This window comes from Lysobacter soli (genome assembly GCF_003382285.1).
GTDB lineage: Bacteria > Pseudomonadota > Gammaproteobacteria > Xanthomonadales > Xanthomonadaceae > Lysobacter_J > Lysobacter_J soli.
Genome location: NZ_QTJR01000012.1, coordinates 88430 through 109457 on the forward strand (window position 1 = coordinate 88430; position 21028 = coordinate 109457).

The 21028-nt window shown below is 67.8% G+C and carries 25 protein-coding genes and 1 tRNA gene; 5 read left to right on the forward strand and 21 right to left on the reverse strand.

What is annotated here, in order from left to right:
* The first annotated feature begins 4 nt into the window (after positions 1-4).
* The 4 genes from DX912_RS18215 (at position 5) to DX912_RS15055 (ending at position 1713) form a co-directional block, all read left to right on the forward strand.
* The gene (locus tag DX912_RS18215; RefSeq protein WP_157029456.1) at positions 5-403 is read left to right on the forward strand and encodes a hypothetical protein; all 399 of its coding nucleotides are present in this window, start codon (positions 5-7) and stop codon (positions 401-403) included.
* 168 nt (positions 404-571) lie between these two features.
* Entirely contained in the window at positions 572-967 is a 396-nt protein-coding gene (locus DX912_RS15045; protein ID WP_115843731.1) for a hypothetical protein, read from the forward strand.
* A gap of 42 nt (positions 968-1009) precedes the next feature.
* Positions 1010-1318, forward strand: coding sequence for an HU family DNA-binding protein (locus DX912_RS15050; RefSeq protein ID WP_267896525.1), 309 nt, complete (start codon positions 1010-1012; stop codon positions 1316-1318).
* Between the two features lie 188 nt (positions 1319-1506).
* Complete coding sequence (locus tag DX912_RS15055) at positions 1507-1713, forward strand: hypothetical protein (protein ID WP_115843735.1); 207 nt, start codon at positions 1507-1509, stop codon at positions 1711-1713.
* Between the two features lie 297 nt (positions 1714-2010).
* Here DX912_RS15055 and DX912_RS15060 read toward each other — a convergent pair.
* The 20 genes from DX912_RS15060 to DX912_RS15155 form a co-directional block, all read right to left on the reverse strand.
* Positions 2011-2086 (reverse strand) — tRNA-Lys (locus tag DX912_RS15060).
* A gap of 120 nt (positions 2087-2206) precedes the next feature.
* Positions 2207-2905: a 7-cyano-7-deazaguanine synthase QueC gene (queC, locus tag DX912_RS15065; protein WP_115843737.1), complete on the reverse strand. Its 699-nt coding sequence runs from the start codon at positions 2903-2905 to the stop codon at positions 2207-2209.
* A 25-nt stretch (positions 2906-2930) separates the two neighbouring features.
* Positions 2931-3608, reverse strand: a complete 678-nt coding sequence (gene queE / locus DX912_RS15070) for a 7-carboxy-7-deazaguanine synthase QueE (RefSeq protein WP_115843739.1) — start codon at positions 3606-3608, stop codon at positions 2931-2933.
* Positions 3609-3625: 17 nt separating this feature from the next.
* Positions 3626-4429, reverse strand: a complete 804-nt coding sequence (ybgF, locus tag DX912_RS15075) for a tol-pal system protein YbgF (protein WP_181902856.1) — start codon at positions 4427-4429, stop codon at positions 3626-3628.
* A gap of 9 nt (positions 4430-4438) precedes the next feature.
* Entirely contained in the window at positions 4439-4948 is a 510-nt protein-coding gene (gene pal / locus DX912_RS15080; protein ID WP_115843741.1) for a peptidoglycan-associated lipoprotein Pal, read from the reverse strand.
* 72 nt (positions 4949-5020) lie between these two features.
* Positions 5021-6337: a Tol-Pal system beta propeller repeat protein TolB gene (gene tolB / locus DX912_RS15085; protein WP_115843743.1), complete on the reverse strand. Its 1317-nt coding sequence runs from the start codon at positions 6335-6337 to the stop codon at positions 5021-5023.
* A gap of 163 nt (positions 6338-6500) precedes the next feature.
* Positions 6501-7472: a cell envelope integrity protein TolA gene (tolA, locus tag DX912_RS15090; RefSeq protein ID WP_115843745.1), complete on the reverse strand. Its 972-nt coding sequence runs from the start codon at positions 7470-7472 to the stop codon at positions 6501-6503.
* Entirely contained in the window at positions 7472-7936 is a 465-nt protein-coding gene (gene tolR, locus DX912_RS15095; protein ID WP_115843747.1) for a protein TolR, read from the reverse strand. The genes tolA and tolR overlap by 1 nt, the downstream gene beginning before the upstream one ends.
* 90 nt (positions 7937-8026) lie before the next feature.
* On the reverse strand, positions 8027-8812 hold the full coding sequence (tolQ, locus tag DX912_RS15100) for a protein TolQ (protein WP_115843749.1): 786 nt from the start codon (positions 8810-8812) through the stop codon (positions 8027-8029).
* A 91-nt stretch (positions 8813-8903) separates the two neighbouring features.
* A complete protein-coding gene (gene ybgC, locus DX912_RS15105; protein WP_233433608.1) occupies positions 8904-9335 on the reverse strand; it encodes a tol-pal system-associated acyl-CoA thioesterase in 432 nt (143 codons plus the stop codon).
* Between the two features lies 1 nt (position 9336).
* The gene (ruvB, locus tag DX912_RS15110) at positions 9337-10365 is read right to left on the reverse strand and encodes a Holliday junction branch migration DNA helicase RuvB (RefSeq protein ID WP_115843753.1); all 1029 of its coding nucleotides are present in this window, start codon (positions 10363-10365) and stop codon (positions 9337-9339) included.
* A gap of 90 nt (positions 10366-10455) precedes the next feature.
* Positions 10456-12384 carry a potassium transporter Kup gene (locus DX912_RS15115; RefSeq protein ID WP_115843755.1) on the reverse strand — a complete coding sequence of 643 codons (1929 nt, stop codon included), beginning with the start codon at positions 12382-12384 and terminating at the stop codon, positions 10456-10458.
* Between the two features lie 52 nt (positions 12385-12436).
* Positions 12437-13027, reverse strand: a complete 591-nt coding sequence (ruvA, locus tag DX912_RS15120; protein ID WP_115843757.1) for a Holliday junction branch migration protein RuvA — start codon at positions 13025-13027, stop codon at positions 12437-12439.
* Positions 13024-13551 (reverse strand): crossover junction endodeoxyribonuclease RuvC, encoded by a 528-nt coding sequence (gene ruvC, locus DX912_RS15125; protein ID WP_115843759.1) that lies wholly within the window; start codon positions 13549-13551, stop codon positions 13024-13026. Before ruvC ends, ruvA begins: the two co-directional genes overlap by 4 nt.
* A gap of 30 nt (positions 13552-13581) precedes the next feature.
* Positions 13582-14310, reverse strand: a complete 729-nt coding sequence (locus DX912_RS15130) for a YebC/PmpR family DNA-binding transcriptional regulator (RefSeq protein ID WP_115843791.1) — start codon at positions 14308-14310, stop codon at positions 13582-13584.
* Between the two features lie 37 nt (positions 14311-14347).
* Entirely contained in the window at positions 14348-14998 is a 651-nt protein-coding gene (locus DX912_RS15135) for an esterase/lipase family protein (protein ID WP_115843761.1), read from the reverse strand.
* 53 nt (positions 14999-15051) lie between these two features.
* Positions 15052-15561, reverse strand: coding sequence for a GNAT family N-acetyltransferase (locus tag DX912_RS15140; RefSeq protein WP_115843763.1), 510 nt, complete (start codon positions 15559-15561; stop codon positions 15052-15054).
* Between the two features lie 2 nt (positions 15562-15563).
* Positions 15564-15839: a DNA primase gene (locus DX912_RS15145; RefSeq protein WP_115843765.1), complete on the reverse strand. Its 276-nt coding sequence runs from the start codon at positions 15837-15839 to the stop codon at positions 15564-15566.
* A 3-nt stretch (positions 15840-15842) separates the two neighbouring features.
* Entirely contained in the window at positions 15843-17642 is a 1800-nt protein-coding gene (gene aspS, locus DX912_RS15150) for an aspartate--tRNA ligase (RefSeq protein ID WP_115843767.1), read from the reverse strand.
* A 106-nt stretch (positions 17643-17748) separates the two neighbouring features.
* Positions 17749-18054: an FmdB family zinc ribbon protein gene (locus DX912_RS15155; RefSeq protein WP_115843769.1), complete on the reverse strand. Its 306-nt coding sequence runs from the start codon at positions 18052-18054 to the stop codon at positions 17749-17751.
* Positions 18055-18266: 212 nt separating this feature from the next.
* On the opposite strand from DX912_RS15155, the gene DX912_RS15160 reads away from it, so the two are divergent.
* Positions 18267-19163, forward strand: a complete 897-nt coding sequence (locus DX912_RS15160) for a PhzF family phenazine biosynthesis isomerase (protein WP_115843771.1) — start codon at positions 18267-18269, stop codon at positions 19161-19163.
* 213 nt (positions 19164-19376) lie between these two features.
* On the opposite strand, the gene DX912_RS15165 is transcribed toward DX912_RS15160, so the two are convergent.
* On the reverse strand, positions 19377-21028 hold a 1652-nt coding region (locus tag DX912_RS15165; protein WP_115843774.1), incomplete at its 5' end, for an ABC-F family ATP-binding cassette domain-containing protein.

Here is a 21028-nt window from a genome sequence, read left to right on the forward strand (position 1 = left end):
GATCATGCCGACGACCATCAATCGCGGAGCCGGCTGGGTCGTGTATGAGGATGACGCGTCGTTCGGGTCACCATGCCGGTTGCTGTCGCTGCTGCCGGCCCATCGCAGTGTCGCGTCAATCGCGCGCTATGCCGAGCAGGTGTATGTCGATCGCTATGCATCGCTGGACGAGCGCTTCGCCTACAAGCGCCGGCCGCAGGATTCCCGGTTCGCCGCCAAGACCGATCCGCGCCACGGCGGCATCTACGTCGGCCAGTCGCCGCGGTTCGTCGGCGTCTACGCGCAGCGGATCATTTCGCACGCCGGCGTACTGGAGTTCTGGTACCGCATCGCCACCGATCGCGGAACGCCCGGCCCCATCTTCGAGTGCCGCATGTTGCGTCTCCCCGTGCCGGGTGTCTGATGCGATGACACCGGAGGCAATGGCATGAGGCACGCGCTTCGTCGGCAAACGAGCCCTTCCGCGCCCGCGCATTCGCCCGTGGATGAAGAATCGCCCTTACGAAGCGACACCGTGCCCGCCCCGTCGGACGGACGCGCGACCTGCCGGGACGTACGGGGAGTCGACGCAATGGACCAGAGCGCGGGCTGGGTGATCTACGAGGACTACGGCAATCGGGAGGAGCCAAGACGGCTGCTCTCCCTGTTGCCGGCCCACAACAGCTACGCCTCGGTGGCGCGGATCATGGAACGGATGTACGCCGAGCGCTTCGCATCGATGGAAGAACCGGTTCCGTCAGGGCGACGTCCACGGCGGCCGCGTTTCATGGCGCAGAAGGACGCCGTCGACGGTGCGATCTACGTCGGCCACCTGCCCGTCTACATCGGTGCCTACGCCCACCGCCTGCGCGTGACCGAGTCCACGCTGGAGTTCTGGTACCGGATCGCCACCCAGGCCCAATCGGCCCGACCGGTCTTCGAGGACCGCCACCAGGTGCTCGCCATTGGCTGGAAATTCCCGCCCTGAGCCGGTCCGGCGGGCCTCGGACATGAGACATCGGCGGCTAGCCTGTATGCTACGCGGCCCTTCCAATCAGGAATCCGCATGAACAAGGCACAGCTGGTCGAGTCCATCGCCGAGCGTTCGCAGCTCACCAAGTCCCAGGCCGAGGCGGCGCTCAATGCGCTGGTCGAGTCCGTCACCGCCACGCTGAAGAACGGCGAAGCCGTGACCCTGGTGGGCTTTGGCACCTTCGAGGCGCGCAACCGCGCCGGCCGCACCGGCCGCAACCCGAAGACCGGCGAGGACATCGTGATCCCGGCCACCATCGTGCCGGCGTTCAAGCCGGGCAAGGCCCTCAAGGACGCGCTGAAGTAAGCGCCCTTCGCGATGCATGCGGCGGCTGCCGCCGCATGCATCGTCCATTCATGGTTCGCCGATGTGGTCGCTCCATCGCGCATGAACCCATGTAGAACCGCTGCGCCGGCGTCTTAACGCCTGGGACGCGCCGGGTCCATCGTTTGCACTCCGATGCATGCGCATCGATTCCGCAACACGAGGCCCCCATGAACCGCATCGATGACCATGCCGCGCTTCGCGCCGCATTCGCCATGGGCGCACGCATCCAGGCCTGGCACCTGGACGAGAGCGCCCGCAATTCCGCGCAGGGACGCTGGGACACGCTGCCGACCGATCGCGAACCGGCTTTCTCCTGCCCGGCCCACCTTTATCGCGTGCATCCGGACGACATCCATCTGCTTGAGGCGGAGTGAGCGTCGGCGACTTCGCTTCGTTGCCGGTGGATGACGCACGTGGCGAACTCGCGCGTTGTTGGCCAGGAGTCTCGCGGTTGGATCGCTTGTCATGTTTTGCACGATATTGGTGATCCGGCGCGTCGAGATTGCTCCGACCTGCGCATTCGGCACCATCGGCAACCATCCGGCTTGGTCGCGATATTCGCGCGCGCATGCGGTTGGCCGGTACTACGGCGATTGCTAACAAGCGAAGCCGAGTGACAGGTCCAGGTCGCCGCAGAACTACGAACTGGCGGTGCGTCGCGCCTGTCGAATTGGTGGGCCGTGATGGATTCGAACCATCGACCAGCGGATTAAAAGTCCGATGCTCTACCGACTGAGCTAACGGCCCACTTGAAGATCAGCGTCCGCGGTGCGGAACGCGTTCCCGGCGTTGCGCCGGGGCGTGCATTCTAGCGCAGGGCGCCGTGACGGTGCAGGTGACGCGTGCCCGTCGCGTGCGAGGTCTCGTTCAGACGTAACGCGTGGGATCGGCGACACCGGCCGCGGCGAAACCTTCGGCACGCAGGCGGCACGCGTCGCAATGCCCGCAGGCGCGGCCCTCGTCGTCGGCCTGGTAGCACGACACGGTCTGCGCGAAATCCACGCCCAGGCGCACGCCTTCGCGCACGATGTCGGCCTTGCTCATGAACTGCAGCGGTGCGTGCACGCGAATGCCCGCGCCTTCCACGCCCGCCTTGGTCGCAAGATTGGCGAGCTTCTCGAACGCCTCGACGAATTCCGGCCGGCAATCGGGATAGCCGGAGTAATCCACGGCATTGACGCCGCAGAAGAGGTCGTTGGCGCCCAGCACTTCGGCCCAGCCCAGCGCGACCGACAGCATGATCGTGTTGCGCGCCGGCACGTAGGTCACCGGAATCGCGTCCTTCGGTGCGTCCTGTCCGACGGCGTGACCATCCGCGTCGGTCGGCACGGTAATGGTTTCGTCGGTCAGCGCGGAACCTCCGATGCTGCGCAGGTCGACGTTGACCGTCTTGTGCGCGACGGCACCGAGCGAGTCGGCGACGCGCTGCGCGGCATCGAGTTCGGACGTGTGGCGCTGCCCATAGCGGACGCTGAGCGCGTGCACGTCGAAGCCCTGCGCGCGGGCGATGGCGACGACGACGGCGGAGTCCATCCCGCCCGAAACCAGGACGACGGCTTTCTTCATAGCGTTTCCTCGAAAACGAACCGGCTCAGCGGCCGGGCTCGTCGTTCCATAGAATCTTGTGCAGTTGCAGCTGGAATCGCACCGGCAGGCGCTCGGCGACGATCCAGTCGGCCAGGTCGCTCGGCTTGATCTGGGCGAAACTCGGCGAGAACAGAACGTCGCAGACGTCCGTCAGGCGATGCTCCGCGACGACGTCCTTTGCCCAGTCGAAGTCCTCGCGCGAGCAGATCACGAACTTCACCTGGTCATGCGGCGTCAGCAGCGGCAGGTTCGACCAGAGGTTGCGGTGCACCTCCATCGAACCCGGCGTCTTGATGTCGAGCACGCGCGACACGCGCGGGTCGACGTCGGCGATGTCGATCGCGCCAGAGGTTTCCAGCGAGACGTCGTAGCCCTCGTCGCAAAGGCGCTTGAGCAGGCTGATGCAGCGCTTCTGCGACAGCGGCTCGCCGCCGGTCACGCAGACGTGCCGCGCGCCGTGGCGGGCGACCTCGGCCAGGATGTCGTCGATCTGCCACCACTCGCCTCCATGGAAGGCATAGGCGGTGTCGCAGTATTGGCAGCGCAGCGGACAGCCGGTCAGGCGGACGAAGACGGTCGGCCAGCCGATCGCGCGTGCTTCGCCCTGCAGGGACAGGAAGATTTCGGTGATGCGCAGCCGGTCGGACGATGCGACGGCCGCATCGGGGGGGACGGCGTTCATCCCGCCATTTTAGCGGATCAGCGCAGCCGGCCGAGCTGGATCGCGTTGAGGCGGTCGCTGGCGGTGCGGGCGGCGTCGGTGCCGGGGTATTTGGTCGACACGTCGGCGAGCGTGCGCTCGGCGGCCTCGACCTGCTTCTGGTTGAACTGCGACAGGCCGATCTTGAGCATCGCGCCCGGGGCCTTGTCGTGGGTCGGGTAACGGTCCAGCAGCGACTGGAACTGCAGCTGGGCCATCTGGTAGTTCTGGGTGACGTAGTAGCTTTCGCCCAGCCAATAGAGCGCGTTGGGCGTGTAGGCGCCTTCCGGGTGGGTTTCGATGAAGGCCTGAAACAGCCGGGCCGACTCGACGTAGTCGCCGCCCTTGAGCGCGTTGAACGCGGCGTCATAGGCAACGCGCTCATCGCCGCTCTTGGCGATCGCGCCCTTGTCGCCGTAGACCGCCGGCGGGCGGTCCTTGGCCGATGCCGATGGCGCGGCGGGCTTGCTGCCCGCCGGCGCCGGCGTCGCACCGGGAGCGGGCGGAACGACCGCGCCGCTCTCCAGGCGATTGATACGACCGTCCAGGTCCAGGTACTGGGCCTTGGAGCTCTGCATCAGCTGCTGGTTCTGCTGTTGCAGTTCCTCGACCTGGGAACGCAGGGCCTGGATCTCGTTGCGCAACTGGGTGACCTGATTGAGCAGGTCGACGTTGCCCTGGTTGTTGGCCGCCTGCTGTTCGAGAACAGTCACGCGATCGGCCAGGCTGGCGCGCTGCGCAACGGCAGGCGCAGCGGCCACGAGGGCCGCTGCGAATGCCATGGCGAGTACGGTCTTGCGGATCATCAACGCTTACTTGGCGGTGTAGACGATCTCGACGCGACGATTCTTGGCCCAGCAATCCTCGTTCGAGTCGGTGCAGACCGGACGCTCTTCGCCGTAGCTGGTCACGGTGATCTGGCTGCCCGAGCCACCGTTGGCCTGGATGGCAGACGACACGGCGTTGCCGCGGCGCTCGCCCAGACCCAGGTTGTACTCGCGGCTGCCGCGCTCGTCGGCGTGGCCTTCCAGCGTCATGCGCGAGGACGGACGGTCACGCAGGTACTTGGCGTGGCAGCCGACGATGGCCTGGAACTCCGGACGCAGGGTGTCCTGGTCGAAATCGAAGTACACGACGCGCTGGCGCAGGCAGGCGTCCGTGTCGAGGTCGGCCGGGCCGTACACGCCCGAGGTGGCGGGCTGCTCGGTCTGGGCCGGCGGCGGGGTGGTTTCGGCAACCGGGGTTTCCTTGACCTTCTTGGAGCAGGCCACGGCCGCGGTGCAGAGCACGGCGGCGAGCAGGACGCGAGTGGTGTTATTCATGGTTATTCCTCGTCAAAACGGGCGTGGGTCAGATCGGGGCAAATTGCTAAGTAAATACACCGCTTTCGTATATCAACGCGGCAAACGGAACGGCCCCCAGGCCGGCTCACGCACGTCCCCATCCGCCAGCACCAGGCGCTGACGCACCCGGCCGTCGGACGATACGGCGTAGAGCACGCCCCGGCGGCCCTCGCGCGCAGCATAAAGGATCATCGCGCCATTGGGGGCAAAGCTCGGCGACTCGTCCAGCGAGCCGGGCGAAAGTGTGCTCCAACGCGCAGCGCCGAGGCTGCTGTCCATCAGCGCGATGCGGTAGTTGTTGCCGTTGCCCTGTGCGGTGGCGATCTTCTTGCCGTCGAACGACACGCTGGCGCTGGCGTTGTAGCTGCCCTGGAAGGTCACGCGCGTGGCGCTGCCGCCGCTGGACGGGACCGAATAGATCTGCGGACGGCCGCCGCGGTCGGAGGTGAAGTAGATCGTGCCGCCGTCGGCGCTCCACGTCGGTTCGGTGTCGATGGCGAAGTGGTTGGTCAACTGGGTCAGGTTCTTGCTGCCCAGGTCCATCACGTAGATCTCCGGATTACCCGTGCGCGACAGCGTCAGCGCGAGGCGACGGCCGTCCGGCGAGAACGACGGCGCACCGTTGATGCCGCGGTACTTGGCGACCAGTTCGCGCGCGCCGGTCGAGATGTTCTGGATGTAGATGGACGAGTTGCCGCCTTCGAAGCTGACATAGGCGAGGCGGTTGCCATCCGGGCTCCACGACGGCGACAGCAGCGGTTCGGGCGAGCGCACGACGGTCTGCGGATTGAAGCCATCCGAGTCCGCGACCATCAGCGCGTACTGCGCGGCGCGACCGGTGCCGGTGGCCGTGACGTAGGCGATGCGGGTGAAGAACGCGCCGCGCACGCCGGTGATCTTCTCGTACACGGCATCGGCGATCTGGTGCGCGACATCGCGCATCGCATTGGCGCGTGCGGTCAGCGCGAAACCGAGCAGGCGCTGCTGCTTGGCCACGTCGAACAGTTCGTACTCGACGCGGAAACTGCCGGCACCGGCATCGAGCACGCGGCCGACGACGATGTAGTCCTGGTTGAGCGCGCGCCAGGTGGGATAGTTGATCTCCCCGCCGCGCGTGGGCTTCTCGGTGATGTCGGCCGCCGGCAGCGGACGGAACTGGCCCGAGCGCGCCAGGTCGGCGGCCACCACTTCGGAGACGTCCGTCTGCGGTGCGGTCGCGCTGCCCTGGTAGGGCATCGGCACGACGGCGATCGGCATGGCCGCGGCGTTGCCGCCGACGATGTCGATCTCGAGCCCTTGCTGGGCCATGGCGGACAGGGGCAGCAACAGGGCGAGCAGGGAAGCCAGCCAGGCGAGGGATCGTTTCATCGGCACTCCAGTCTTCAATCCGTTCCGGTCGGCGGACCGCGCGAGGCAATCCGTTCAGCTTTGTAATTGTTAACGCCGGCAGGTGAACGCCGCCTCAAAGCTGAACCCCGCGAGGGCGCAACCGACCACCCCGCCCTGCCGCCGCGAGGCCGCCCGAGCGGCCTCAGCGATCCTGCGCGGTGAAGTTCAGCGTCAGGTTGCGCGAGAACACCGATTCGAAGCCGGCGTACGGCAGCGGCTGGGCCTTGAGGACGGCGGCCTCGATCGAGCGCCGGCCCTGCTCATCGTAGGCGCAGGGCGATGACACTTCCGCGCTCATCACCTGCCCGCCCGGGAGCTGGCGGATCAGCAGCGTGCAACGCGCGCCGACCGGCACGGTTTCCGGGCGGGTCCATTTGGCGAGGATCGCTTCCTGCAGCGCCGCGGCGTAGCGCGCCTTCAATCCGGTATCGACGCCGTTGTTGCCCGGCGGCGGGCTGGCGGCATCGCTGCCGCTGCTCGGCGAGGTTTCGGACGACTGGCGCGCGCGTACATCGGCGATCTGACGCAGGCGCTGCTCGGCGAGGTTGGCCTCGCGTGCGGCCTGCTCGCGCTTCTTGCGGATCTCGGCGAGCTTCTGCTGGCGTTCCTGTTCCTGCTGTGCGGCAAGGCGACGCTGCTGCTCGACTTCCTGCTGGCGCTTCTGCTCGGTCAGGTCCACTTGCTCCTGCTTGCGCTTGAGCTCCTGCGCCTTCTTTTCTTCGGCAGGCGTCGGCGTGGGCGTTTCGACGACCGCTTCCTGGTTCTCGGTGTCGGGTACCGGAATGAAATCCTGCGGCGCCTGCTGCGGCGGCGCGACGGCGTCCTGCGGCACCGGCTCGGGCAGCGGCTGCGGCAACGGCGCGACGTCCTCGGGCTCCGGCGGCGGCGGAACTTCTTCTTCCACCGGCTTGGGACGATCACGCAGCGTGCGCTGCATCGCCGGCGACAGCGCATTGGCGTCGATCAGTTCGGCCGCGACCGGCGAGCCGGCCACGGACACCGGTGCACTGGAACGCGTCCAGAACAGGCCGATGAACATCAGCCCGAACAGCAGCACGTGCAGCAGCAGCGCCGCGACGATCGCCTGCGTGGTGTCGGCGCGCGTTTCCCGCATCAGCGACGGCCCTGGTTGGCCTGGCCTTGCGTGGCCTGATCGGGCTGGCTCATCAGGCCAACCTTCTTGACGTTGGCACCTTGCAGCAGCACCAGCGCGTCCATCACCTTCTGGTAGTTGGCCTTGGCATCGCCGGCGACGAAGACCGCCACGTCCGGGTTCTGCGACACGATGCCGCGGACCTTCGCGGTGAGGGTTTCGGCGGTTACGGCTTCATTGCTGCCGGCCTTGACGGTCAGGAAGTAGTTGCCCGACGCGTCGACGCTGACGATCACCGGGTCCTTCTTTTCCTGGATCGACTTGGCGTTGGATTGCGGCAGGTCGATGTCCACGCCCAGGTTCAGCAAGGGCGCGGTGACCATGAAGATGATGAGCAGCACGAGCATGACGTCGATGTACGGCACGACGTTGATCTCGGCCTTGAGCTTGCGCTTGCGATGGCGGCGCGCGTTGATTCCGGCCATGGCTTCCTCAGGTGGCCCGGCGCGTCAGCGACCAGGGCGGCAGTTGAAGAGTCCGCACGACGGCGTGCGGGCTTTTGCGAGCGACTCGCATCAAACCTCGTCGACCTGGCGCTGCAGGATCGAGGAGAACTCTTCGGAGAACGCGTCGTAGCGAACAGCGATGCGCTCGACCTTGGTCGCGAAGCGGTTGTAGGCCCACACCGCCGGGATTGCGGCGAACAGGCCCATCGCGGTGGCGACCAGCGCTTCGGAGATGCCCGGCGCGACGGTGGCGATCGTCGCCTCCTTCATGTTCGCCAGACCCTGGAACGAAATCATGATGCCCCACACCGTGCCGAACAGGCCGACGTACGGGCTGATCGAACCAACGTTGGCGAGGAACTCGAGGTTGTGTTCGAGGCCGTCGATCTCGCGCGAACCCGTGGCCCGCATGGCGCGCTGCGCGCCTTCCAGCTGCATGCGGCTGTCGGCCCCGCGGCGCTGGCGCAGGCGGCTGAACTCGCGGAAGCCGGCTTCGAAGATCGCTTCCAGACCGGAGATGTCGCGATTGCGCTCGGTCGAACCGGCGTAAAGCTTCGACAGTTCGGCGCCGGACCAGAAGCGCTCCTCGAACTGGTCGGCCTCGCGCGCGGCGCGGTCGAGCACGCGCTTCTTGCGGAAGATGATCACCCACGAGGCGATCGAACCGAACAGCAGCAGCAACATCACCAGCTGCACCGGGATACTGGCGTGCAGCACCAGGGTGAGCAGGTTGAGGCTGTTGTCGCCGGCGGCACCGGCGGTCACGGCCTGCGCGGCATTGGCCGCGGTGTTGGCGGCGTCTTCCGGAAGGGCCTCGACCGTCGTGGCCTGCAGCGCGGTCAGCAGTGGCGTCATGCTTGGTTCTCCGTGCCCGTCGTGCGGGACTGATTGCAACGAATGTCTTTAACGGACGACTGTCGTTTCGGGGTGAATGCCCGGACGCCGCTCAACGCGGCCGTTCGAGCGACTTGAGCTCGTCCAGCAGCGGCGAGGGGATCCCGCGCGGGCGGAAACCGGCGGCATCGAGCGCCGCCACGCGCACCTGCGCGGTCAGCAGCACCTCGTCGCCGCGGCGGATCGTCTGCGCGAACACCGCGCTCGCGCGCCGGCATTCGGTGAGCTCGACTTCCACTTCCAGCGCATCGTCCAGTCGCGCCGGCTTGAGGAAATCGATCTGCATCGCACGCACCGCAAACACCAGGTCGTGTTCGCGCCGCAGCAGTTCCTGGCCGTAGCCGTGGGCGCGCATCCACTCGGTGCGGGCGCGCTCCATGAAGGCCAGGTACTGCGCGTGATAGACCACCCCACCCGCGTCGGTATCTTCCCAATAGACGCGTGTCGGCCAACTGAACGTCGCCCCAATCGTGGCTTCCGACACGTCAGGCCTCCTCGAAGAGTCCGCCCGTGCCGGGCTTGGGCTTGAGGCCGATGTGCCGATAGGCCTTCGGCGTCGCCATGCGGCCGCGGGCGGTACGGATCAGGAAACCCTGCTGGATCAGGTACGGCTCGATGACGTCCTCGATCGTCCCGCGCTCCTCGCTCAACGCCGCGGCCAGCGATTCCACGCCGACCGGTCCGCCGTCGAAGGAATCGACGATGGTGTGCAGCAGGCGGCGGTCGATGTCGTCGAAGCCTTCCGGATCGACCTTGAGCATCGCCATGGCCGCGTCGGCCACTCCGCGCGTGATCGCCCCGCCCGCGCGCACCTGCGCGTAATCGCGGACGCGGCGCAGCAGGCGGTTGGCGATGCGCGGCGTGCCGCGCGAACGGCGGGCGATTTCCGCCGCGCCTTCGGGCTCGCACGAAATGCCGAGGATGTGCGCCGAGCGCCGCACGATGCGCGTGAGTTCCTCGGCGTTGTAGAACTCCAGCCGCTGCACGATGCCGAAGCGGTCGCGCAGTGGCGCGGTCAGCAGGCCCGCGCGCGTGGTCGCGCCGATCAGGGTGAACGGCGGCAGGTCGAGCTTGATCGAACGGGCGGCCGGGCCTTCGCCGATCATGATGTCGATCTGGTAGTCCTCCATCGCCGGATAGAGCACTTCCTCGATCGCGGGCGAGAGGCGGTGGATCTCGTCCACGAACAGCACGTCGTGCGGCTGCAGGTTGGTCAGCAGCGCCGCCAGATCGCCCGCCTTTTCGATCACCGGTCCCGACGTCTGGCGCAGGTTGACGCCGAGTTCGTTGGCGATGACATGGCTCAGCGTGGTCTTGCCCAAGCCCGGCGGCCCGAAGATCAGCACGTGGTCCAGCGCCTCGCCGCGCGCCTTGGCCGCCTCGATGTAGATCTTCATCTGTTCGCGCACCGGCTGCTGGCCGAGGTACTCGTCCAGGCGCTTGGGGCGGATCGAGGCCTCGATGGCCTCGTCCTCGCGCGTGGCGCCGGCGGCGATGATGCGGGAATCGTTCATCCGGTTATGTTCGCACGCGTGGCGCATGCGGCACAGGGACATGCCTCACAACGGCAGGCCTCACGAGGTCGCTGGCACGCTCCCTGCCGGTCAGATCTCGACCTGCGCGCCCAGCTCCACCAGCCGGTTGCCCGGAATCCGGAAGAAACCCGTCGCCGGCGCCGCGTTGCGATGCATGAAGGCGAACAGGCGGTCGCGCCAGATCGGCATGCCGCGGTGGCGGCTGGCGACCACGGTTTCGCGGCTGGCGAAATACGTCGTGTCCATCGGATCGAAATAGGTGCCGCCGGCGTCGCAGGAGCGCATCAGCGCGAGCGGCACGTCGGGCACTTCCATGAAGCCGAACCTGATCAGCACCCGGTAGAAGTCCTCGCCGGCGATCGACTCGATCTTCAGGCGCTTTTCCTTCGGCGCGTACGGAATGTTCAGCGTTTCCACAGTCAGGAACACGTTGCGCTCGTGCAGCACCTTGTTGTGCTTGAGGTTGTGCAGCAGCGCGTGCGGCACCACGCCCTTGTCGGCGGTCATGAAGATCGCCGTGCCCGGCACGCGCACGGGCGGCGCGAGCATCAGGCCGGGAAGGAAGGTGTCCAGCCCGATGCCTTCCTTGCGGACTTCGTCGTGCAGGAGTTCGCGACCGCGGCGCCAGGTGCGCAGCAGCGTGAACACGACCACGCCCAGCAGCAGCGGGAACCACGCGCCGTCGAAGAACTTCGCGCCGTTGGCGAAGACGAAGCCCACGTCGACGACGAAGAACACCAGGCACAACGGCAGCACCCAGGTGCGCCAGCGCGGCCACAGCGCGCGCGCGACCAGCGCCAGCAACAGCGTGTCGATCAGCATGGTCGCCGACACCGAGATGCCGTACGCCGTCGCCAGCGCGGTGGAGCTGCGGAACGCCAGCACCACCGCCAGCACCGCGATCATCAGCAGCCAGTTGATGCCCGGCACGTAGATCTGGCCGATGGTTTCGCGCGAGGTGTGCTTGATCTGCATGCGCGGCAGGAAGCCCAGCTGCATGGCCTGCCTGGCCACCGAATATGCACCGGTGATCACGGCCTGCGAGGCGATCACCGCCGCCATCGTCGCCAGGATGATCATCGGATACAGCGCCCACGGCGGCACGGCTTCGAAGAACGGGTTCTTCACCGCTTCGGGGTGCGCGAGCACGAATGCGCCCTGCCCCAGGTAGTTCAGCGTCAGGCACGGCAACACCATGAAATACCAGCCGTGCCGGATAGGACGCGCGCCGAAGTGGCCCATGTCGGCGTACAGCGCCTCGCCGCCGGTGACGGCCAGCACCACCACGCCCAGGATCATCACCGACAGGCTGCCGTGCTCCATGAAGAAGCGCATGCCCCACATCGGATTGAGCGCGGCCACCACGGCCGGCGCCTTGGCGATGTTGTAGATGCCGATCGCCGCCAGCGACAGGAACCACACCAGCATCACCGGGCCGAACACGCGGCCGACCTTTTCGGTGCCGAAGCGCTGCGCCAGGAACACCAGCACCAGGATCACCACCGACAGCGGCACGATGAAGCGGTGCAGCCCGGGCGCGGCGATTTCCAAGCCTTCCACGGCGCCCAGCACGGTGATCGCCGGCGTGATCACGCTGTCGCCGAAGAACAACGACGCGCCGAAGATGCCGAGGATGCCGACCACATACGCCGATCGCGAACCTTTCGGCAGCGTGCGCTGGGCCAGCGCCATCAGCGCCATGATGCCGCCCTCGCCCTGGTTGTCGGCGCGCATGATGATGGTGACGTACTTGGCCGTCACCACGATCATCAGCGCCCAGAACACCAGCGACAGCATGCCCAGCACCGTCGCCTCGTTCACCACCATGCCCAGGCGCTCGGCGAAGTGCGGTGAGAAGGCTTCCTTCAGCGTGTACAGCGGGCTGGTGCCGATGTCGCCGAAGACGACACCGATCGCGCCAACGATGAGGCCGGCCAGCCCCTTGCCCTGGCCGTGATCGTGGCCATGGCTGCGCGAATCGGATGCGGGAAGGGACATGGGATGGGATCGACAGGGGCGACGCCGGAACGCCGCAGATCTGGTGTGGGTGTCAGCGAAGCGCGGACTTTAGCGCTTTGCGGATGATGGCGGCAGCGTCGTCGCCGGCCTCGGTGGCCTCGCGCGCCATGCGCACGGCCTCGGCGGGCTTGTAGCCCAGCTGCTGCAGGGCGATCACCGCCTCGCTCTGCGCGTCGCCGGCAGCGCCCGGCACGTTCAGCGTCGCGCCGACGCCGGCAAGATCGGCCGCGCGATCGCGCAGTTCCACGACCATGCGTTCGGCGGTCTTCTTGCCGATGCCCGGGATGCGCGTCAGCGCGGTGATGTCGCCGGCCTGCACCAGGCGGGCGAACTCGTCGACCGACACGCCCGACAGCACCGCCAGCGCGATCTTCGCGCCGATGCCGGAAACCTTCTGCACGTCGCGGAACAGCCGGCGCTCGCCTTCGCGCAGGAAGCCGTACAGCGCCACGCTGTCTTCCTTCTGCGCGTAATGCGTGAACAGCGAGACTTCGCGGCCGAGGTCCGGCAGGTCGTAGAACGTGCTCATCGGTGCCTCGAGCTCGTAACCGACGCCGTTGACGTCCACGACGAGCCAGGGAGGCTGCTTCATCACGAGCGTGCCCTTCAACCTTCCGATCATGCCCCGCGTCTCCGCAAAAGATGGGTCGCAACGCCCGTGCGCGCCGCGGTGGCGCTCATGTGGGCGTGGGTGAGCGCGATCGCCAGCGCGTCGGCGGCGTCGGCCTGCAGTTTCATGCCGGGCAGGTTCAGCAGCAGGCGCACCATGTGCTGGACCTGCTCCTTGTCGGCGGCGCCGCGGCCGACCAGCGACTGCTTGATCACGCGCGGCGCGTATTCGTGGACCGGAAGCCGCCGGCGAACGACCGTCGCCAGCGCGGCGCCGCGCGCGTGGCCGAGTTTCAATGCCGAAGTCGCCGACTTCGCCATGAAGACGGTCTCGATCGCGATCTGCTGTGGCTGCCACTCATCCAGCAGCGCTTCGAGCCCGTCGCACAGCAGGCCCAGGCGCGACGGGAAATCCTCCGCTTCCAACAGCACCAGCGCCTGCGCGTGCACGTAGGTGCAGCGGCCGTCGGGCGCGACGTCGATGACGCCGACGCCCGTGCGCTGCGAGCCGGGATCGATGCCCAGGATGCGGGTCATCACGTGGTTTGCCTGCGTCCGACCCTCAGGTCAGGCGTAGGCGCCCTCGTCGAGATCGGCGTTGGAATAGACGTTCTGCACGTCGTCCATGTCTTCCAGCCAGCGCAGCAGCTTCACGACCTGCTGTGCGGTTTCGCCGGCCACGGCGATGTCATTGTCGGCGCGCATCGTCACTTCGGCGAAATCCGCCGTCAGGCCGGCGGCTTCCATGGCCGACTTGACGCCGGCGAAGGCGTCCGGCGCGGTCACCACGTCGATCGCGCCGTCGTCGTAGACGACCACGTCGTCCGCGCCCGCGTCGATGGCCAGCTCGGTGATCTTCTCTTCGTTCGCGCCCGCGGCGAAGGACAGCACGCCGAGCTTCTTGAACATGAAGGACACCGAGCCGTCGGTGCCGAGGTTGCCGCCGAACTTGCCGAACGCATGGCGCACGTCGGCCACGGTGCGGACCTTGTTATCGGTCAGGCAGTCCACGATCACGGCCACCCCGCCCGGGGCGTAGCCCTCGTAGCGGATTTCCTCGTAGACCACGCCTTCCAGCTCGCCGGTGGCCTTCTTGATGGCGCGCTCGATCACGTCCTTGGACATGTTGACCGACAGGCCCTTGTCGATCGCCGCGCGAAGGCGCGGATTGCCCGCCGGATCGCCGCCGCCGCTGCGCGCGGCCACGCCGATCTCGCGGATCACTTTGGTGAAGATCTTGCCGCGCTGCGCGTCGACCGCGTTCTTGCGCGCCTCGATGGAGGGACCTCTGCCCATGGAACCGTCCAGCTTCAATCGTTCGAAGCGGGGAATTTTACTCGATACCGCCGTCGCTGCCGCGCGCCGGGAAGCGGCCGTCGCGGAAGAAACCGACCGCCAGCTGCAGCGCATCGGGCGAGAACAGCAGGCCGGTATGGCTGGTGGGGATCACCACGTGGTCGGCGAGCCCCTCCAGGCGGGTTTCCTCGACGGCGACGGTGCCGTCGTTGTCGCCGTCGAAACGGCCGAAGTAGCGGCCCAGGCCCAGCGGCGTGCGGCCGGCGACCATCCCGACTGCGGCCTGCCCACGCCACGGCTGGCAGCCGCTGCGCAGCAGGCGGGCGCTGCGCCCGAGGTACGGCTTGCTCCACGCCTGCCCCGCCAGCGTCTGCGCCGCCGCGCTGCCGCGCAGGGGCGAGCCGAGGCACACGACGCGCCGTACCGGCAGATCCGGCTCGGATTCCAGCGCGGTGAGCGTCACCAACCCGCCGAGGCTATGCGCCAGCACGTGCGCCGGCCGCTTGCGAAGGCGCTGGGCCAGCATCGGCAGCGCCGCCTCCGGCCCGCCGGCGATGGTCGGGTAGCCGAACAGTTCGGTCGCGAAACCCGCCTCCTGCAGCCGCCGCGCCAGCCAGTGCATGGACAGCCGCGGCATCCAGAGGCCGTGGATCAGCAGGACCCGGCGGGGTTCGGCGTGGTCGGTCATGAGAGTCGGGGTGTGGGCGCCGGGGCCGGAATCAACGGCCCGTCCCGCCAGCGTCAGGCCCCGCGCCGCAGGATGAACTCATGGTCGCGCGTATTGCCGACCACGAAGTCGTAATCGCCCACGTGCTCGAAGCCGTGGCGCGCATAGAACCGCTGCGCTCCGTGGTTCTCGCTCCAGACACCGATCCACAGCGTGCGTGGGCCATCGCGCAGCAGCCACGCGAGCGCCGCATCGAACAGGCGCGAACCGCGCCCGCCGCCCTGGTGCTCCTGCAGCACGTACAGGCGTTTCAGCTCGCCGTCGCCAGGCGCGACGTCCGCATGCGGCAGCGAACACGCGCCCGCGGTGGCGTAGCCGATCGCGACGCCGCCGCGTTCCAGCAGCCACGTTGCGTACGCGGAATCTGAAAGCAACGAGGCCCACGCCGCGGGGGCGTAGGCCTCGTCGAGGAAATGCGACAGATCCTGCGGCGGATACAGATGGCCGAAGGTCTGGGTGAAGCACGTCGACGAAAGCGCCGACAGCGCCTGCGCATCCGAAACCGTCGCGCGACGCAGCTCCATCCTTACTGGTCGTCCTCTTCCTCGTCCTCGTCGGACTCTTCGTCTTCCTCGTCCTCTTCGGCGTCTTCGTCCTCTTCCTCGTACTCGTCGCCGAAATCCTCACCGTCCCAGCGGAACTGGTCGTCCGGCACGAACGCCAGCGACACCACGCCGGCGACGCGCGTGCGCACCAGCCAGCCGCCGAACACCTGCGCGCGCTCGGTCACCAGGCCCGCGCCAGCGGCCGAACCGGCTTCGCCGAGGGCTTCCCACTCCAGGTCAAACGGAACTTCGCTCATCGTTTACTTCCCTTCCTGCTTTTCACGGATCTGGATGTGCACTTCCGCCAGCTGCTTGTCCGGCACCGGCGACGGAGCGCCGGTCATCAGGCATTGCGCAGTGGTGGTCTTGGGGAACGCGATCACGTCGCGGATCGACTCGGTGCCCGCCATCAGCGCGGCGATGCGGTCGATGCCGAACGCGATGCCGCCGTGCGGCGGCGCGCCGAACTTCAACGCGTCGAGCAGGAAGCCGAACTTGCCTTCGGCTTCTTCCGCGCCGATGCCCAGCAGGTCGAACACCGCGCTCTGCATCTGCGAGTTGTGGATGCGGATCGAACCACCGCCGATCTCGTTGCCGTTGAGCACCATGTCGTAGCCGCGCGACACCGCGGTCTTCGCATTGGCGCGCAGGTCGTCGATCGAATCCACGGCCGGTGCGGTGAACGGGTGATGCAGGGCGACGTAGCGGTTCTCCTCGTCGTCCCACTCGAACATCGGGAAATCGGTGACCCACAGCGGCGCCCAGCCTTCCGCCACGAGGCCGAGGTCTTTCGCGACCTTCAGACGCAGCGCGCCCATGAAGTCCGACGCCGACTTGTACGTCGCCGCGCCGAAGAAGATCGCATCGCCGGTGGTCGCGCCGGTGGCCTGCACGATCGCGGCGAGCGTCGCGTCGTCGAGGAACTTCGCGATCGGCGAGTTGATGCCTTCGCGGCCCTTCGACGCGTCTTCGACCTTCATCCACGCCAGGCCCTTCGCGCCGAACTTGCCGGCGTAGGCGGCGTAGTCGTCGATCTGCTTGCGGCTGAGCGTCGAGGCGCCCGGCACGCGCAGCGCGACGACGCGGCCGTCCTCATGGTTCGCCCAGTCGGTGAAGACCTTGAACTCGCACGACTTCACCAGCTGCGCGATGTCGGTGAATTCCAGCGCGATGCGCAGGTCCGGCTTGTCCGAACCGTAGCGGCGCATCGCCTCGGCGTAGGTCATGCGCGGGAATTGTGCCGCGAGCTCGACGCCCATCACGTCGCGGAACACGACGCGGATCATTTCCTCCACCGTGTCCTGCACGTCGCGCTCGGACACCCACGCGAACTCCATGTCGAGCTGCGTGAATTCGAGCTGGCGATCGGCGCGCAGCGCCTCGTCGCGGAAGCAGCGCGCGATCTGGTAGTAGCGGTCGAAGCCGGCCATCATCAGGATCTGCTTGAACAGCTGCGGCGACTGCGGCAGCGCGTAGAACTCGCCCGGATGCATGCGCGCCGGCACGAGGAAGTCGCGCGCGCCTTCCGGCGTCGCCTTGGTCAGGATCGGCGTCTCGATGTCCTGGAAACCGCGTTCGTCGAGGTAGCGGCGCAGCGCCTGCACCAGCTTGATGCGCGTGCGCATCATCTTCTGCATCTCGGGGCGGCGCATGTCGAGGTAGCGGTACTTCAGGCGGATGTCCTCGCCCGGGTTCTCGTGCGCGTGGAACGGCAGCGGCTCGGCCTTGTTGAGGACTTCGATCTTGGTCGCGACGACTTCGACCTGGCCGGTGCGGATCTTCGCGTTCACCGATTCGCGCTTGCGCACGACGCCGGTCACGCGCAGGCAGTCCTCGTAACCGACGTCGGCGGCGGTGGCGATCACGGCCGCATTGGCCTCGCCTGCGCCCAGCGCCGCATCCGTCGTCGGCTCGGCCACGATCTGCACGATGCCCTCGTGGTCGCGCAGGTCGATGAAGCAAAGGCCGCCGAGGTTGCGGGCGACGTCGGCCCAGCCGCACAGAGTGACGGTCTGGCCGATCAGGGCCTCATCGACGAGGCCGCAGAAATGGGTACGCATGGGGGCTCCAGGTTTCGCGATCCGGCCGCGTGGCCGGAGAACTGCGCATTTTAGCGGCAGCCGCGGGCACCGGAGCGAGCTTCGCGCCGGTGCTCGCCCCCGAGCCTCAGGTGGAGGGCTTGGAGGCCGGCGTGTCCGCCTTCTTCTCCGCCGGTTTGCTCTCGGCGGGCTTGGACTCGGACTTCGGCGCCGAACCGCCGTCGCCGGCCAGGTTGCGCTTCTTGTCGCCGTCCTTCTTGAAGTCGGTCTCGTACCAGCCGCCCCCGGCAAGGCGGAACTGCGGGGCGGTCAGCTGCCGGCGCACCTGCGGTGCTCCGCAGGACGGGCAGTCGACCGGGTCGGCGTCGGACATCTTCTGCAGGCGGTCGAAGGAGTGGCCGCAGGCGGCGCATTCGAAGGCATAGATCGGCATGGCACGACGGGCGTTGCAAAGTCAGGCGGGCATTCTGGCGGCGAATGCGGGGTTTTCAAGCTCCCGGGCGTTTCCCGGGGCCGCGAGCCCGCCCGCGGGCGGCCCCGCGAGCCTGATCGGCGACCGCGACAATCCCGCAACCCAGCGTCCCACGCCGCCTGCGCGCCGGGCAGGCACCCTAGACTGCGCCCTCCCCCAGGCAGGAACACGGAATGGCCCCGCTGCGCATCTACCGGATCGACGCCTTCACCACCGCACGCGGCGAAGGCAACCCCGCCGGCGTGGTCGCCGACGCCCGCGGCCTCGGCGACGCGCAGATGCAGGCGATCGCCGCCGAACTGGGCCACTCCGAGACCGCCTTCGTCCTGCCTGCGCAAGGCGACGACCATGACCTCCACGTGCGTTTCTTCTCGCCAACCACCGAAGTGCCGGTGTGCGGGCACGCCACGGTCGGCGCGCACTTCGCGCTCGCACTGGAAGGCGGCACGCGCGGCGTGCGCCGGCAGCTCACCGGCGCCGGCGTCCAGCAGGTGGAAACGCGCGAGGACGCCGACGGCATCGCGGTCCGCATCCACCAGAACCCGCCGGCCTTCGACGAGCCCTTGTCGGATGCGCTGGTGCGCGAACTCGCCGACGCGCTGGGCCTGGCCTTCGACGAACTCGATCCACGCGGCCCGGTGCAGTTCGTGAGCACCGGCCACGGCAAGCTGATGGTGCCGATCCGCAGTCGCGAGCGGCTGCGCACGCTGCGCCCCGACATGGCGCGGCTGGCGGCGCTGGACGAGCGCACCGGCACGCGCGGCTATTTCGTTTTCACGCTCGATGTCGCGCCCGACGACGACGCGCTGACGCACGGGCGCATGTTCGCGCCGGGCATCGGCATCGAGGAAGACCCGGTGACCGGCAACGCGAACGGCCCGATGGGCGCATGGCTGGTGAAGCACGGGCTGCTGCCGGCGCGCGATGGCGAGGCGCGTTTCCGCGCCCGTCAGCGCAATGGCGCGGGGCGCGGTGGTTTCATGGACGTCGCCGTGACCGTGCGGGATGGCGAGCCGGTCGCGGTAGCGATCGAGGGGCGTGCGGTGCTGGGGGAGATGATTGAACGCTGAGCGGCAATTTGACCGTCATCCCGGCGCACGCCGGGACCCAGGCCGTCACGCCATCAACCGGCCGCGGCCGCACTCGTCGTTCCAGCGAAAGCTGGAACCATCCTGATCTTGCGCGCTGCACGATCCATCAGGCGTGATGCGCCGGATGGATGGGTTCCCGCCTTCGCGGGAATGACGGCAAAGAGTTTCAGCTGAACGCACGCGTGACAGCGATTACGCGTCGTACAACCCCAGCAACGCTTCTTCCGCCTTCGCCAGTTCGGCGGCGACCTGGTCGCGCTGCTTCGATAGCGCCGCCGCGTCGGTGCCGCCGCCGGTGTACTTGTCCGGGTCGGCGAGGTCCAGGTCCAGCGTGTGCAGCTTCGATTCCAGCTCCGCCACGCGCGCCTCGGCCTGCGCGAGCTTGTGCGCGTTGACCTTGGGGCCCTTCGATGCGGTCTTCGGCGCGGGCGCTGCGGCGACCGGCGCCTTCGGCTTTTCCGCGGCGGAATCGCGAGTGCGCAGCCACACGGCGTACGCATCGAGGTCGCCGTCGAACGGCTGCGCGACGCCATCGGCGACGCGCCAGAACGTCTCGCACACCAGGCCGATGAGATGGCGATCGTGCGACACCATCACGATGGCGCCGTCGAAACTCGCCAGCGCTTCGGCCAATGCTTCGCGCATGTCGAGGTCGAGGTGGTTGGTCGGCTCGTCGAGCAGCAGCACGTTCGGCTTGCGCCACGCGATCAGCGCCAGCGCCAGTCGCGCGCGCTCGCCGCCGGAGAATCCGTCGACCGATTCGAACGCGCGATCGCCCGGGAAATTCCACTTGCCCAGGAAATCGCGCAGCTGCTGCGTCGCTACGCCCGGCGCAATTTCGCCAAGGTGATCTATCGGGCTGGTGCCTTCCTTCAGCGATTCCACCGTGTGCTGCGCGAAGTAGCCGATGCGCAGGTCCGGATGGCCGCCGCGCTCGCCCGACAGCAGCGGGATCTCGCCCACCAGCGACTTCACCAGCGTCGACTTGCCGGCGCCGTTCGGCCCCAGCAGCGCGACGCGGTCGCCGGCTTCGAGCACGAAGCGGATGTTGTCGAGCACGACGTGGTTGCCGTAACCGCAATCGGCATCGGAGATGCGCAACAGCGCGTGCGGCAGTTTCGCCGGCGCGGGGAATTCGATGCGCAGCGCGCGCTCCACGCGCACGGCTTCGGTGTTCTGCATCTTGGCCAGGCGCTTGACGCGCGACTGCGCCTGCTTGGCCTTCGCGGCGCTGGCGCTGAAGCGGTCGATGAAGCTCTGCAGGTGCGCGCGCTCGGCCTGCACCTTTTCGTGCGTGATCTGCTGCAGGCGCAGGTGCTCGGCGCGCTGGCGCTCGAACGCGGTGTAGTCGCCCGTGTAGAGCTTGCCCTTGCCGTCGTGCAGGTGGAGCGTGTGCGTGGTGACCTCGTCGAGGAACTCGCGATCGTGCGAGATCAGCAGCAGCGTGCCCGGATACTTCAGCAGCCACTGCTCCAGCCACAGCACCGCGTCGAGATCGAGGTGGTTGGTCGGTTCGTCGAGCAGCAGCAGGTCCGACGGCGTCATCAGCGCGCGCGCGAGGTTCAGTCGGACGCGCCAGCCGCCGGAGAATTCCTTCACCGCGCGTTCGTGCGTATCGGGCGTGAAGCCGAGGCCGTGAAGCAGCTTGCCGGCGCGCGCGGTGGCGTCGTAACCGCCCAGTTCTTCCAGCTTGTGGTGCGCCTCGGCGACCGCTTCCCAGTCCTCGCGCGCCATCGCGTCGCGCTCCATGGCGATGGCCGCGTACACGGCCGCATCGCCGGAGAGCACGAAATCCAGCGCCGGATCGTCCAGTGCCGGCGTTTCCTGCGCGACGCTGGCGATGC